The sequence below is a fragment of the Kaistia geumhonensis genome (genome assembly GCF_030815145.1).
Taxonomy (GTDB): domain Bacteria; phylum Pseudomonadota; class Alphaproteobacteria; order Rhizobiales; family Kaistiaceae; genus Kaistia; species Kaistia geumhonensis.
Genome location: NZ_JAUSWJ010000001.1, coordinates 2153223 through 2167094 on the forward strand (window position 1 = coordinate 2153223; position 13872 = coordinate 2167094).

The following is a 13872-nucleotide window of genomic DNA, read 5'->3' on the forward strand; positions in this document are numbered from 1 at the left end:
GCGCGGGAAAGGCCCGCGGAGCCATGCCTGGCCGCCGCGCGCCCTCTTGTTGTTGTCGTCGCCGCGGCCCGGAAAAGTCTTGATCATTTGGACAAATTCCAGATCGGGCGTCAAGGCATGGTTTCGAGCAATTCCAGTCTGCGGCGCACAAGATTGCATCATGGCGCCGAGACCGGCAGTGGCCTTGCCGTTCCTGGGCAGCTCAGCGCTGCGGCGGGGCCACGATTAGGCCCACCAGCCGGCGGACGAGCGGCAGGATCAGCAGCAGCACGGGGAAGGCGACCATCCAGGAGACGAGCCAGGCCCCGAGCCACCGCGTGACGAAGTCGGGGGAAAGGCCGATCGCCTTGGCGGTCGAAACGGCGGAAACCGTCGCGCACATCACGATCGACAGGACGAACGGAAAGACGATGCCGTGGAAGCGCGCCGGAAGCCTGGCGGTGCCGCGGACAGACGTGGTTGTCATGGGAAGTTCCATCAGTTGCGGCCGCGCGCCTGCTGGCTGACCAGCGCGACCCGCGGCACGGCGGGTCAAAGGCGCGTTGACTGACGGAAACGCTTACGGCCCTGCCTCGGCAGGACGGATTTCCCATCGCATGACCGCTCGTCGCGCGCAAGAACCTCCTGCGGTCGTCGCGGCTCAGCCGCCGAGCAGATCGGCGAGCGAGGCCGGCCGGGCCTCGCGCTCGACGAGATCGAGCCCGCCGACGAGATCGGCGATATGCTCCTCCATGACCGCGGCGGCGCGTGGCGCGTCATGCGCGGCCAGCGCGGCGATCAGCGCCCCATGGGCCGGACTGCCGCAGGTCGCCTCCCGGCGCCGCCAGTAGAGCGAAATGATGAGCGAGGAGCGGGCGACCAGTTCGCGCACGAAGCCGGCATAGACCGGCTGGCCGGCGATGTCGGCGATGGCGATGTGGAAGGCGCCGGAGAGGACGATGGCCCGCCGATGCTCGTCGGCATGCAGCGCCGCATGCTCGGCCTCGACGGAAGCGGCGAGCGTCGCGATATCGCCTTCGCCCGCGCGCTCGGCGGCGGCTGCGGCGACCCGCGGCTCGATGAGCTGCCGCGCCTCGAAGACGCTGCGCGCCTCGTGCACGGTCGGATGGGCGACCATCGCGCCTCGGTTCGGCTCGATATGGACGACGCCCTCATGCGACAGCGCCTCGAGCGCGGAGCGGACCAGCGTGCGGCTGGCGCCGTAGACGGCGCCGATCTCGTCTTCGGGAAGACGGGTTCCGGGCGCGAGGCGATGATCGAGGATGGCGTCGAGCAGCGCCCGATAGACGGTGGCGGCGCGGGGGCTGCGCAATGCAGACCGCTCGCCCGACAACCGTTCCGTCTTCAGCATTGAGCCCCCGACCCGCTTCGCGCTTCGCCTCAGTGTTGTTCCTGAATCTAGTCGAGGCGCCGCCCGCCGGAAAGCACGGGATCGTATACGATCTGCGCATAGTTTTGTCGTCATCGCCTTGTTTTTGTGCATGCCGACTTTGAGGGCGGCTCAGGTCCGTCCGGGCGCCTCATCGGGAAAAGCCGTTCTCTTCCAGCGCTCTGGCGGAGCAAACGGCCGCTGCGGGGCTCTTGGCACACGACTTGCGATCCTCCTTGCCGGACCTCACGGAGACGACGATGGCAAGGCCCGCCGATCTGGAACTCGCTTCTGTCACCAAGCGCTATGGCGAGACGACGGCCGTCGACAGCATCGACCTGAAGATCAAGGCCGGCACCTATTGCTGCCTGCTCGGCCCGTCCGGCTGCGGCAAATCCTCGACGCTGCGCATGATCGCGGGCCACGAGAGCGTCAGCGACGGCGACATCGTACTGGGACCGGAGGTGGTCAACGGCCTGCCGCCGGCCAAGCGGGGCACGGCGATGATGTTCCAGTCCTATGCGCTGTTCCCGCATTTGTCGGCGCGCGACAATGTCGCCTTCCCGCTGCGCATGAAGGGCGTCAACAAGGTCGACCGGTCGATCCGCGCCACCGATGCGCTGAAGATGGTCGACATGGAGCGCTACCAGGCCCGCCTGCCGAGCCAGCTTTCGGGCGGCCAGCAGCAGCGCGTGGCGCTTGCCCGCGCGCTCGTCACCGATCCGCAGATCCTGCTTCTCGACGAACCGCTCTCCGCGCTCGACCCCTTCCTCAAGATCCGCGTCCGCGCCGAGCTGAAGCGCTTCCAGCGCGAGCTCGGCATCTCCTTCATCCATGTGACGCACAGCCAGGAGGAGGCGATGGCGCTCGCCGACCTCATCATCATCATGAATGCCGGCCGCATCGAGCAGGCCGGCGATCCGCGCTCGATCTTCAATGCGCCGGCGACCGAGTTCGTCGCCCGCTTCATCGGCGGCCACAACGTGATCCCGGCGGGCGACCGCAAGATCTCGGTGCGCTCGGACCGGCTGCATGTCTCGGCCGGTGGCCAGGGGACGCCCGCGACCGTGCGCGAGGTCGAGTACCAGGGCACTGCCGTCTTCGTGAGCCTCGTGACCGAGGCGGGGCTCGAGATGATGGCCATCGTGCCGGAGCGCACCTTCTACGCCCGCCCCTTCGAGGCCGGCGACGCCGTCCACGTCCACTGGGACGAAGCCGACATCCACGAGCTCGCGGCCTGAGCGCCGGCGCTTGCATCAGAGGAGAGAGTGCCCATGAAGAAGTCCGACAAGTCCGGCCTGTCGCGCCGCACGCTGCTCAAGGGATCGGCCGCTTTCGCCGGTTTCGTCGGCACGCAGGCAGTGACCGGCTTCCCGGCCGTCCATGCCGACGAGCCGATCACGCTGCGCTACCTCTCGACCGCGACCAACCAGTCGCCGGCCATCGCCGCCAAGGCGAAGGAAGTCACCGGCATCAACATCGAATATGTGACGGTCACCACCGACGACGTGACGAAGCGCATCGTCACGCAGCCGGATTCGTTCGACCTCGTCGACACCGAGTATTTCAGCCTGCGCAACCTGATCCCGTCCGGCAACCTGATGGGCATCGACGCCAAGAAGGTGAAGCTGGTCGACAAGCTCGCCACCGCCATGACCAAGGGCGAGGTAGACGGCAAGAAGATCGGCAACCAGGGCACCGCCCCGAACAAAGTGTTCTATCTCGAGAAGCAGCGCGGCAAGGAGTTCGCCAAGGAGCCGACCGACTGGATCACGCTGATCCCGACCACCTACAACGCCGACACGCTCGGCATCCGTCCTGACCTCATCGGCCGGCCCATCACCAGCTGGTCGGAGCTGCTCAATCCCGAGTTCAAGGGCAAAGCCTCGATCCTCAACATCCCCTCGATCGGCATCATGGACGCCGCCATGGTCAACGAGGCGATGGGCAAGGTGCAGTATGGCGACAAGGGCAACATGACCAAGGAGGAGATCGACAAGACGATCGCCACCCTGATCGAAGCCAAGAAGGCTGGCCAGTTCCGCGCGTTCTGGACCGACTTCAACGAGAGCGTCAACCTGATGGCCTCGGGCGAGACCGTCATCCAGTCGATGTGGTCGCCGGCCGTGACCGCGGTCCGCCTCAAGGGCATCCCCTGCACGTTCCAGCCGCTCAAGGAAGGCTATCGCGCCTGGGCGTCGGGCTTCGGTCTGCCGCGCACGCTGAAGGGCAAGCAGCTCGACGCCGCCTACGAGTTCATCAACTGGTTCCTCTCCGGCTGGGCCGGCGCCTATCTCAACCGCCAAGGCTACTACTCGGCCGTCCTCGAGACGGCCAAGGAGAACATGGAGCCCTACGAGTGGGCGTTCTGGATGGAAGGCAAGCCCGCCGAGAAGGACATTCTCGGCCCCGATGGCGGCCTGCTCGAGAAGGCCGGCTCGGTCCGCGACGGCGGCTCCTATGTCGAGCGCATGGGCGCGGTCGCCTGCTGGAACTCGATCATGGATGAGAACGCCTACATGGTTCAGAAGTGGAACGAGTTCATCGCCGCCTGATGTGACCACGCCGCCGGGGCCCATCCCCGGCGGCTTTTCCCTGCCGGCGACGCGCCGGCAACGCTCAGACGACGGACGGAGAGCCGCTGCCGATGCTGGACGCAAGATCGCGCTGGACGCCCTACTGGCAGGCGGCGCCGCTGGCCCTCGTCTTCCTTGTCTTCTTCGTCCTCCCGCTCGCCATCACGTTCATGGTGAGCTTCTGGACCTATACCGGCTATTCGATCGAGCCGGCCTTTGTCGGCGACAACTATGCCTCGGCCTTCGACAAGTGCCTGTCGAGCCTGCCGGACCTCTGCACCACCTTCCGGACCTATCTCTCGACGCTGAAATTCTGCCTGCTGGTCTGGCTGATCACGCTCGTGCTCGGATTCACGATCGCCTACTATCTCGTCTTCGAGATCAAGTCGCCGACGACCCGCATCGTCCTGGCGCTGCTCACGACGATCCCGTTCTGGACCTCGAACGTGATCCGCATGATCTCGTGGATTCCGCTGCTCGGCCGCAACGGCCTCGTCAACCAGGCGCTGATGGGCGCCGGCATCACGCATGAGCCGATCGACTGGCTGCTCTATTCGAGCTTCTCGGTGACGCTGTCGCTCGTCCATATCAACACGGTCTTCATGATCGTGCCGATCCTCAATTCCATGTCGCGCATCGACAAGTCGCTGATCGAGGCTGCCTACGACAACGGCGCAAGCGCCTGGCAGACGATCTGGAACGTCATCGTCCCGCTCTCCAAGACCGGCATCGCCATCGGCTCGATCTTCGTCGTCACCGTGGTGATGGGCGACTTCATCTCGATCGGCCTCATGGGCGGGCAGCAGATCGCCTCGGCCGGCAAGGTGATCGAGACGCAGATCACCGCCCTGCAGTTTCCCATCGCCGCGGCCAACGCCATCGTGCTGCTCGCCGTGGTGCTGATGATCATCTGGACGCTGCTGCGCCTCGTCGACATCCGCAAGGAACTCTGAGATGACCGAGGGCCGCTCCCGCGCGTTCTACATCCTGTCGGCTATCTTCGCGCTCTACGTCCTCTTCCTCTACGGGCCGACGATCACCATCCTCGTCCTCTCCTTCCAGGGACCGAGCGGCGGCATGACCTTCCCGATGAACGGGGTGTCGTTGCACTGGTTTCACAATCTGTGGGCCGGCATCGGCGTGCCGAACGTCGTCGACGCGCTGCTGAACTCCCTGAAGCTCGGCCTCGTCGTCACCGCGCTCACGGTCGTCATCTCGATCATGGCCGGCTATGCCTTCCGCCGCCGCTTCCGCGGCCAGGACGCGCTGTTCTTCACGGCGATCGCGAGCCTGATCCTGCCCTCGATCATTGTCTCGCTCGGCATTGCCCTCGAGTTCCAGCTCGTCAACCAGACCATCATCGGCTGGGGCGACACACTGGTCGACAACTATGTCGACATCGACAATCCGACCGCCTGGACCAATTTCCTCGGCCAGGTCGGCATCTTGATCCAGGACAATTTCCAGACCGTGATGGGCCTCTTCACCTCCGGCCTCGGCGCGCACCTCACCTGGACGCTGCCCTTCGGCCTGCTCATCATGTTCGCGGTCTTCAACCGCTTCAATCCGGCCTACGAGGAAGCGGCGCGCGACCTCGGCGCCTCGCCGTGGCAGACCTTCCGCTTCGTGGTGCTGCCGATCATCCTGCCCTCGCTCGTCGGCGTGGCGCTGTTCGGCTTCACGCTGTCCTGGGACGAGATCGCCCGCTCCAGCCAGGCCGTCGGCTCGGCCAATACGCTGCCGCTCACGCTGCGCGGCCTGACGACCACGGTGACGACGCCGGTGATCTATGCGCTCGGCACCGTGACGACCGCCGTCTCCTTCGCCGTCATCGCACTTGCCTTCGCCACTGTCCTCCTCGTCCAGGCGCGCCGCCGCCGCAACGGCTCCGACGCCGGCAAAGGCGTCTAGAAGGCGGAATCGGACATGCTACTGTCCGCGTCCATCGCGGAGGGGAGCGGCAGCATGCGCATCCAGATCATCAATCCCGGCAGCGCGGCTGCCACGCGCGTGGCGGCGGCGGCCCGCACCTTCGCCGGCCCCGGGACAGAGATCGCCGCCGTCACGGTCGACGACGCGCCGGCCTCGATCGAAGGCCCGGTCGAGGCGGCCCTCGCCTTGCCCGGCATCCTCGATGCGCTGGTGCTCGGCGCCGCCGGCGGCGCGGTGGCGCATGTGATTGCAAGCTTCGACGATCCCGGCCTCGACGCGGCGCGCGCGCTGGCGAGGGGGCCGGTGATCGGCATCGGCGAAGCCGCATTCCACTGCGCCTCGCTGGTCGCCGGCCGCTTCACCGTCGTGACGACGCATGTTCGGACCGTCCCGGTGCTCGCCGGCAATCTCGACCGCTACGGCCTCTCAAGGCGCTGCGCCGGCATCCGCGCAGCTGAAGTGTCGCTGCTGGCGCTCGACGACCCGCATTCGGCGGCCCGCGACCGTGTCTCCGCCGAGATCGACCGCGCCATCCGCGAGGACAGGGCCGAGGCGATCGTACTCGGCATGGCGGGGATGGTCGAACTCGCCCGCTCGCTCGCTATCGAGCACGGACTGCCCGTCGTCGAGGGGGTGTCGGCGGCGGTTCGCCTCGCCGAGGGGCTCGTCGCGCTCGGGCTTCCGACCTCGAAGATCGGCGGCTGGGCGCCGCCGCGACGCAAGTCGCTGCCGCCCCGGCTCGCCGGCGCGGTGGATTGAGGCCGAGAGCGGGGGAACCCGGCGATGACTGCGCCGTTGGGCGCATGCCGGCAGTACCGATGCGCATTCGATAACCGCGCCACGGGTTCCTTCGCCCGACCGCTCGCCAACGCGCTATAGTGGCGGCGGCCGGGCATCGAGCATGTCCGGCCAGAATTCCGGGTCCGCCGAGGGCGTGACCGCTTCAGAAGGAGTGCACGATGGCAGACAAGACCGCACCCGATCTTGCCGAGCAGATGAAGGCGATCCAGTCCGAGTTGCTCGCTTTGTCCGAGACCGTTCGCTCCTATACGCGCGATCACGCGGCGGCCGGGGCCGAAGCGGTGCGCGACGCAGCGAGCCGTGCCGGCAGTGCCGCTCACGACGCCGCCGAGGAGGCGCGCCGCCGCGGCGAGCATCTGGCCGAGGATCTGCAGGGGCACATCACCGCCAACCCGCTGCCGGCCGTACTCGTCGCCGCCGGCATCGGCCTCGTGATCGGCGCGATTCTCGGTCGCCGATGAGCGGGATCTTCGCAGCGCTTGCGAGCGTCGCCACCGCCGTCGCCACCGAGGCGACGGCGAGGACGCTGAAGAAGCTCGCGTGGATGGCGCTCGCAGCCGTCTTCATCCTGCTTGGCGTCGCCTTCGCCGGAGCGGCTGGCTACGACGCGCTCGTCGTGGCGCTCGGCCCGCGCACCGCGAAGCTGATCTTCGCCGGGACGTTCGTGCTGATCGGGCTGATCATCATGGTGTCGGTGAATTATGGCGGCCGGAGCAGACGCCGGCGGCCGGAAAGCGGCGACACGACCACGGCCGCCGTCGCCTTCGCGATGGGCCTTCTTTCAGGCCTCGGCCGCCGGCGCTGACGCCGGCGGTCCTTTTCCCGTTATACGGTCAGGCCGCCATCGAGGCGGTCGAATTGAAGAACAGCGCCTGGCTGATCGCGGCCTTCACGGTCCGCGGATCGAAGGGCTTCGTCAGCAGGAAGGTCGGCTCCGGGCGCTCGCCCGTGAGCAGGCGCTGCGGGAAGGCGGTGATGAAGATCACCGGCACGCTGAAGCCCGACAGGATATCCTTCACCGCATCGATGCCCGACGAACCGTCCGCGAGCTGGATATCGGCGAGGACGAGGCCCGGCTGCTCGGCACCGGCGGCGGCGACCGCCTCGGTGCGGGTGCGGGCGATGGCGGCGACCTCGTGGCCGAGTTCCTGGACGATCCCCGAGAGATCCATCGAGATCATCGGCTCGTCCTCGATGATGAGGACGCGCGTGCGGGTCTGGCGGTCGATCTCGGCCATCGCCTTCGCGATGAGCGGCTGGACCTCGGACACCGGAACATCCATCACGGCGGCGGTATCGGCATCCGAGAAGCCCTCGACGACCGAGAGCAGCAGTGCCTGACGGCTCTCGGGGGTCATCGCGGCGAGACGCTGCTGCGCGGTCGCCTCCTGGCGGCTGATCCCGTCCAGCTCGGCGTCGCCGCCGACCTGCGTGCCCGACCAGATGGCGTGGAACAGGCGATAGAGCGCAACTTTGGGATGGATATCGCGTTGAATGGCCGAGGGCTCGTTGACGATGGCCTGCAGGCAGGCGCGCACATAGGCGTCGCCGCTCTTCTGGCCGCCGGTCAGCGCACGGGCATAGCGGCGCAGGAAAGGCAGATGCGGAGCCAGCATCTGCGACAGGCTGTCGGGCATGGTTTCCCCCTTGCAAGGATGTCGCATTCCCGGCGCAAACGTGCCACGCGCGGAAAGGTTCCGAAAGACGGGAACCAAAATTAAGTCCGCGCATTGGAGGTCGCTGTGAGCCGAGCGGAGGCAGGAGAGGGTCCGGTCGACAGTCGACGTGAGAACGGGTGAGCCGCATGGCAAATGCTGGGACAAACGAAGTGACGAATGACGAGAAGGATATGAAGGGGGACGCGCATTTGTCCCCGTCCGTCGGCTCTGCCGCGGCAAGGGGCGGCGCGCCTCAGCGCGACGGCAAGGAAGACTGGATCGGCCGCCAGTTGCGCCGCGTCTTCGACGATGCCCTGAACGAGCCGCTGCCCGACGACATCATGTCGCTGCTGGAACGGATCGATGAGCATCCGTCCGAGCAGGCCAAGCCCGAATCCAAGAACGGCTGACCAGAGCCGCCGACCCACCGGCCTTTCGGCCTGGTGCCGAGGAGCGTTGCATGAAGAATGAACTCGTCGAGGCTCTGCCGATGCTGCGCGCCTTCGCACGCTCGCTGTGCGGCAATCGCGATCGGGCCGACGACCTCGTCCAGGAGACCGTGATGCGGGCCCTGGCGAACCGCGACAAGTTTCAGGAAGGCACCAACCTGCATGCCTGGCTGGTGACGATCCTGCGCAATCAGTATTACTCCGAGATCCGCAAGCGCCGCCGCGAGGTGGAGGATTCGGAAGGGACGCATGCGAGCCGCCTGTCGGACATCGCGGCGCAGCCCGGCCATCTGGAACTGGACGACTTCCTGCGCGCCATGCGGCTCCTGCCGGACGAGCAGCGCGAAGCCCTGGTCCTGATCGGCGCCAGCGGGTTCTCCTATGAAGAAGCCGCCGAGATCTGCGGCGTGCGAGTCGGCACCGTGAAGAGCCGCGTCTCGCGCGCCCGCTCGCGTCTCGACGAGATCATGAATGGCGGCGTCGACCTGCCCGGCGGCGACAGCGCGGAACGCTCCGCGAGCGAGATCGCGCAGGCGATGCGCCTGCGCGCCTGACGATCACGGTCCCTGAACGCCACGAAATCGTCGGAAAGAGCGGCAACTGACCGCCCGGGCCACCGGGGAGCCCGACGGGGACTGGTTCGATGACGTTCGAAGCGACGCGACGGCGCTGGCTGGAGCTCATGGGGCATGGTGCGGCGGCGGCTCTCGTGCTGCCGTCCGCCGCGGCGAACGCCCGACCGAAAACCGGGGACGGCCTCGTCGCGACGATCGCGGCCATCGAGGAGAAGCTCGGCGGCCGCATCGGCGTCTCGATCCACGACACCGACAGCGGGCGGCGCTGGGACCATCGCGGCGACGAGCGCTTTCCCATGTGCTCGACCTTCAAGCTGCTGGCAGCCGCCGCCATCCTCGAACGCGTCGACGACGGAACGGATTCGCTCGAGCGCCGCGTCATCATTCGCGAGCAGGATCTCGTCGACTATTCCCCGGTGCTCAAGGACCGCGTCGGCGGCAGCGGTGCGACGCTCGCCACCATCTGCCGCGCGGCCGTGACGCTCAGCGACAACACCGCCGGCAACATGATGCTGAAGTCGATCGGCGGGCCGCAGGGCTTCACCGCCTTCATGCGCAGCCTCGGCGACGGCGTCACGCGGCTCGATCGGCGCGAGCCGGAACTCAATACAGCCATTCCCGGCGACGAACGGGATACCACGTCGCCCAGGGCGATGACGGCGAGCGTGGAGACGCTGCTGTTCGGCCGGACGCTGTCGCCCCGCTCCCGTCGCCAGCTGGCGGACTGGATGCTCGATTGCAGAACGGGCGACGGGAAGCTGCGCGCCGGTCTTCCGAAGCGCTGGCGGATCGGCGAGAAGACGGGCGGCGGCTCAAATGGCACCAGCAACGACGTCGCCGTGATCTGGCCGCCGGTCCGCGACGCGGTGATCGTCTCGGTCTTCGCCACCGGCAGCTCGGCCTCGCCCGAGGCCCGCAACGGGGCCATCGCATCGATCGGCAAGGCGCTCGCGGAGACGATCCGCTCTTCCTGATGTGAGAAGGTCTCCGCCGCTGACATGAAAAAGGCTCCGCCCGGAAGGCGGAGCCCTTTCGTCGTCTCGCGGCCGCTGCGCGTCAGGCGCGGCGCATGAGATGCATCACCGCCGAGATCAGGAAGAGGATGATCGCGACGACGAAGATGATCTTGGCGATGCCGATGGCCGTGCCGGCGATGCCACCGAAACCGAGGACGGCCGCCACAAGCGCAACGATCAGGAAAAGAATAGCCCAGTTCAGCATCACGGAACTCCCGATTTAACCGCGGCCCAGCACCGCTCGGCGAAACAATGCCGAGCTGCGGGAGGAGTTCCGTGCCTTCGCTTCGCCTTATTCACTTCCCTCGCGGCCGGTGATCTCGATGCCGAAGCCCTGCAGTCCGACATATTGCCGTTCCTGCGAGGTGATGAGGCGGATCGAGCGCACTTTCAGGTCGCGCAGGATCTGGGCGCCGACGCCGATCTCGCGCCAGCGCTCCTTGCGCTGGCGGGCAGAGAGATGCTTCTCCTCGCCATCGCTCGCCAGCGAGCCGTCGGGCCGCTGGACGGCGGGATCGCGGATCATCAGGAAGACGCCGCGATCGGCGGTGCCGACCTTGCGCAGTGTCGTCTCGAGCCAGCTCTTCGAATCCGGGCCGCGCGCGACGAGATCGCTGATCGGGTTGGCGCGATGGATGCGCACCAGCACGTCCGGCTGCTCCGCGACATCACCGAAGACGATCGCGAGATGCTGGATCGGATCGAACGGCGTCTCGTAGACATAGGCCGTCGCCGTGCGACCGCCGACCGGCACCTGGAAGCTGTCGACTTCCTTGACGAAGCTCTCGGTCCGCGCGCGATAGGCAATGAGATCCTCGATGGTGACGATCTTGAGCCCGTGCTCGGCGGCGAATTCCAACAGTTGCGGCAACCGCTTGACGGTGCCGTCGTCGTTGACGACCTCGGCGAGGACGCCGGCGGCCTCGAGACCGGCCAGGCGCGCGAGGTCGATCGCCGCCTCGGTGTGGCCCGAGCGGATCAGCACGCCGCCGTCGCGGGCGATGAGCGGGAAGATGTGGCCGGGGCGCAGGAAGTCGGCCGCGGTGCAGTTGTCGTTCGCGAGCGCCTGGATGGTGTTGGCGCGCTCCTCGGCCGAGATGCCGGTGGTGAGGCCGACGCGGTAGTCGACCGTCACCGTGAAGGCGGTGCGCATCGGGTCGCGGTTGTTGGCGACCATGGGCGGCAGGTGCAGCTCTTCCGCGCGGTCTGGCGTCAGCGGCACGCAGATGATGCCGCTCGTGTGGCGGATCATGAAGGCGACGTTCTCCGGGGTCGCCTTCGAGGCGGCCATGATCAGGTCGCCCTCGTTCTCGCGGTCGGTGTCGTCGACGACGACCACCAGTTCGCCGGCGGCGATCGCGGCGATCGCCTCCTCAACCTTGTTCAGCGCCATGACCCCGTTTCCCGCATGCTTCGGACGGGGTGTCTTAGCAGCGAACTCCCCCGCCGCGCCAGCGCTCGCGCCGGTTGACGCCCTGTTCAGCCGGCGGAGCCGTCAGTGCTCGAGGTCGTAGACGATCAGCCCGTCGAGCCCGCCTTCCGCGGCCGCGACGACCATCTTGCCGACCTTGGCGTGCTCCTCGTCGACGAGATAGGCGTCGCGGGCCGCGGCGTCGGCGAAGGTGACGATGAAGCCCTCGGAATGGCCCTTGTCGAGGCCTTCCGGGCTCACATTCGGCGAAACGATGACGTCGAGCATGCCGGGAATGCGCGGCTTGAGCGCCTCGACGGCGGCATAGATGCGCTGGCGGGCGGCGGCGTCGGTCTCGGCGCGATAGCGGATGAAGACGCAATGGGTGATCATGGGTGTTTCCGTTTCCCGGGGATCTCTTCAGGCGACTCGCGGCCGCATTTCCTCGACGGGCGCGATGTTAGCGCGCGACAGCGGCGCCGCGCCACGGATAAGGTCGGCCGCCTTCTCGCCGATCATGATCGTCGGCGCGTTGGTGTTGGACGAGTTCACGCGCGGCATGATCGACGAATCCGCGACGCGCAGGCCATCGATGCCGCGCAGCCGCAATTCGGGATCGACCACCGCCATGTCGTCGACGCCCATCTTGCAGGTTCCCGCCGGATGGTGGTCGGTCTTGGCGTGGCGGCAGCCATAGAGGAAGAGATCCTCGTCGGTCACGACGCCGTCGCCCGGCAGCCGCTCGGCCATGACATAGGGCTTCAGCGCCTTCTGGCGGACGATCTCGCGGGCAAGCTTCAGCCCTTCGAGCGACATCGCCCGGTCATAGGGGTCTTCCCAGTAGTTGGGATCGATCAGCGGCGCCGCCTTCGGGTCGGACGAGGCGAGGCGCACGGTGCCGCGCGAGCGTGGGCGCAGGAAGGCCGAGTTCAGCGTGACGCCGGCATTGGAGAGCTTGGCGACGCCGGCCTCGATACCCGAGCCGAGGCCGAGATGGAACTGGATGTCGGGCGAACGCGCCTCGGGATCGGCGTACCAGAAGCCGCCGGTCTCGAAGAGCGACGAGGCGACCGGCCCCTTCCGCAGCAGCAGATATTCGATGCCGGCCAATGCCGAGCGATGCCACTTCGCGTAGGAATCATAGGTGTGGTCGCCGGTGCATTCGGCGATCACGAACAGGTCGAGATGGTCCTGCAGATTGCCGCCGACGCCGGGCAGGTCGTGCACCACGTCGACGCCGACGCTTTCGAGATGATCGGCCGGTCCGATGCCCGACAGCATGAGAAGCCGCGGCGAGCCGATGGCGCCGCTGGAGACGATCACCTCGCGCTCGGCGCGCAGCAGCGTCTTGCCGCCGTTCTCGGCGATCTCGACACCGACCGCCCTGCCCTTCTCGACGACGATGCGCAGCACCTCGACGCCGGTGCGGACGGTGAGATTGGCGCGGCCGGCCGCCTGGCCGAGATAGCCGGTCGCTGCCGAGGAGCGGCGCGCGTTCTTCTGCGTCAACTGGTAGAAGCCGATGCCGGCCTGCCGAGCGCCGTTGAAATCATGGTTGTAGGGAATGCCGAGCTCCTGAGCCGCCCGCATGAAGGCGTCGCAGATCGGCAGCGGCGCCACCGGCATCGAGACGCCGATCGGACCGCCATAGGCGTGGAAGTCGTCCGAGAAGCGCTGGTTGTCCTCGGCCCGGCGGAAATAGGGCAGCACATCCTCATAGGCCCAGCCCCGGCAGCCCGCCTGCGCCCATTCATCGTAGTCGAGGCGGTTGCCGCGCGTGTAGAGCTGGGCATTGATCGTCGAGCCGCCGCCGATCACCTTGGCCTGCGTATAGCGCAGCACGCGGTCCTGCATGTGACGCTGCGGCACGGTCGACCAGCCCCAGGAGCCGATGCCCTTGGTCATCTTCGCGAAGCCGGCCGGCCAGTGATAGAGCGGGTGGCGGTCGTTGCCGCCCGCCTCGAGCAGCGTGACGCGCACCGACGCGTCCTCGGAGAGGCGCGCCGCGATGGCGCAGCCGGCCGGACCGCCGCCGACGATGATGTAATCGGCCATCTCTTTCCTCCGTCGTCACGCCGCGGCGAG

General features: G+C 67.4%; 17 protein-coding genes. 10 read left to right on the forward strand and 7 right to left on the reverse strand.

The features are described from left to right. Positions 1–202 precede the first annotated feature (202 nt). Together QO015_RS10235 and QO015_RS10240 are read right to left on the reverse strand one after the other, a co-directional pair. Positions 203–466 carry a DUF2798 domain-containing protein gene (locus QO015_RS10235; protein WP_266279633.1) on the reverse strand — a complete coding sequence of 88 codons (264 nt, stop codon included), beginning with the start codon at positions 464–466 and terminating at the stop codon, positions 203–205. Positions 467–640: 174 nt separating this feature from the next. Next, positions 641–1351, reverse strand: a complete 711-nt coding sequence (locus QO015_RS10240; RefSeq protein WP_266279632.1) for a GntR family transcriptional regulator — start codon at positions 1349–1351, stop codon at positions 641–643. A 278-nt stretch (positions 1352–1629) separates the two neighbouring features. Here QO015_RS10240 and QO015_RS10245 point away from each other — a divergent pair, with 278 nt between their 5' ends. The 7 genes from QO015_RS10245 (at position 1630) to QO015_RS10275 (ending at position 7483) form a co-directional block, all read left to right on the forward strand. Then, positions 1630–2610 (forward strand): ABC transporter ATP-binding protein, encoded by a 981-nt coding sequence (locus tag QO015_RS10245; protein WP_266279631.1) that lies wholly within the window; start codon positions 1630–1632, stop codon positions 2608–2610. Positions 2611–2643: 33 nt separating this feature from the next. Further along, a complete protein-coding gene (locus tag QO015_RS10250; RefSeq protein WP_266279630.1) occupies positions 2644–3924 on the forward strand; it encodes an ABC transporter substrate-binding protein in 1281 nt (426 codons plus the stop codon). 92 nt (positions 3925–4016) lie between these two features. Then, complete coding sequence (locus tag QO015_RS10255) at positions 4017–4898, forward strand: ABC transporter permease (protein WP_266279629.1); 882 nt, start codon at positions 4017–4019, stop codon at positions 4896–4898. Position 4899: 1 nt separating this feature from the next. Continuing rightward, positions 4900–5856: an ABC transporter permease gene (locus QO015_RS10260; RefSeq protein WP_266279628.1), complete on the forward strand. Its 957-nt coding sequence runs from the start codon at positions 4900–4902 to the stop codon at positions 5854–5856. Between the two features lie 54 nt (positions 5857–5910). Continuing rightward, complete coding sequence (locus QO015_RS10265) at positions 5911–6636, forward strand: aspartate/glutamate racemase family protein (RefSeq protein ID WP_266282383.1); 726 nt, start codon at positions 5911–5913, stop codon at positions 6634–6636. Between the two features lie 200 nt (positions 6637–6836). Next, positions 6837–7139 carry an ElaB/YgaM/YqjD family protein gene (locus QO015_RS10270; protein ID WP_266279627.1) on the forward strand — a complete coding sequence of 101 codons (303 nt, stop codon included), beginning with the start codon at positions 6837–6839 and terminating at the stop codon, positions 7137–7139. Then, positions 7136–7483, forward strand: a complete 348-nt coding sequence (locus QO015_RS10275) for a hypothetical protein (RefSeq protein WP_266279625.1) — start codon at positions 7136–7138, stop codon at positions 7481–7483. The genes QO015_RS10270 and QO015_RS10275 overlap by 4 nt, the downstream gene beginning before the upstream one ends. Before the next feature lie 28 nt (positions 7484–7511). On the opposite strand, the gene QO015_RS10280 is transcribed toward QO015_RS10275, so the two are convergent. After that, positions 7512–8315, reverse strand: coding sequence for a response regulator (locus QO015_RS10280; protein ID WP_266279624.1), 804 nt, complete (start codon positions 8313–8315; stop codon positions 7512–7514). A gap of 230 nt (positions 8316–8545) precedes the next feature. On the opposite strand from QO015_RS10280, the gene QO015_RS10285 reads away from it, so the two are divergent. The 3 genes from QO015_RS10285 (at position 8546) to bla (ending at position 10334) form a co-directional block, all read left to right on the forward strand. Further along, positions 8546–8746, forward strand: coding sequence for a NepR family anti-sigma factor (locus tag QO015_RS10285; protein ID WP_307289663.1), 201 nt, complete (start codon positions 8546–8548; stop codon positions 8744–8746). A 50-nt stretch (positions 8747–8796) separates the two neighbouring features. Continuing rightward, entirely contained in the window at positions 8797–9339 is a 543-nt protein-coding gene (locus tag QO015_RS10290) for a sigma-70 family RNA polymerase sigma factor (RefSeq protein ID WP_266279622.1), read from the forward strand. An 89-nt stretch (positions 9340–9428) separates the two neighbouring features. Beyond that, positions 9429–10334, forward strand: a complete 906-nt coding sequence (gene bla, locus QO015_RS10295) for a class A beta-lactamase (protein ID WP_266279621.1) — start codon at positions 9429–9431, stop codon at positions 10332–10334. Between the two features lie 82 nt (positions 10335–10416). Here bla and QO015_RS10300 read toward each other — a convergent pair whose 3' ends face one another. From QO015_RS10300 to QO015_RS10315, 4 genes are all read right to left on the reverse strand, one after another. Then, positions 10417–10581: a DUF1328 domain-containing protein gene (locus QO015_RS10300; RefSeq protein ID WP_266279619.1), complete on the reverse strand. Its 165-nt coding sequence runs from the start codon at positions 10579–10581 to the stop codon at positions 10417–10419. 87 nt (positions 10582–10668) lie between these two features. Then, positions 10669–11769, reverse strand: a complete 1101-nt coding sequence (gene ribB, locus QO015_RS10305; RefSeq protein WP_266279617.1) for a 3,4-dihydroxy-2-butanone-4-phosphate synthase — start codon at positions 11767–11769, stop codon at positions 10669–10671. Between the two features lie 102 nt (positions 11770–11871). Beyond that, positions 11872–12180, reverse strand: a complete 309-nt coding sequence (locus QO015_RS10310) for a Dabb family protein (RefSeq protein ID WP_266279616.1) — start codon at positions 12178–12180, stop codon at positions 11872–11874. Between the two features lie 27 nt (positions 12181–12207). Next, positions 12208–13842, reverse strand: coding sequence for a GMC family oxidoreductase (locus QO015_RS10315; RefSeq protein WP_307289668.1), 1635 nt, complete (start codon positions 13840–13842; stop codon positions 12208–12210). Between the last annotated feature and the right edge of the window lie 30 nt (positions 13843–13872).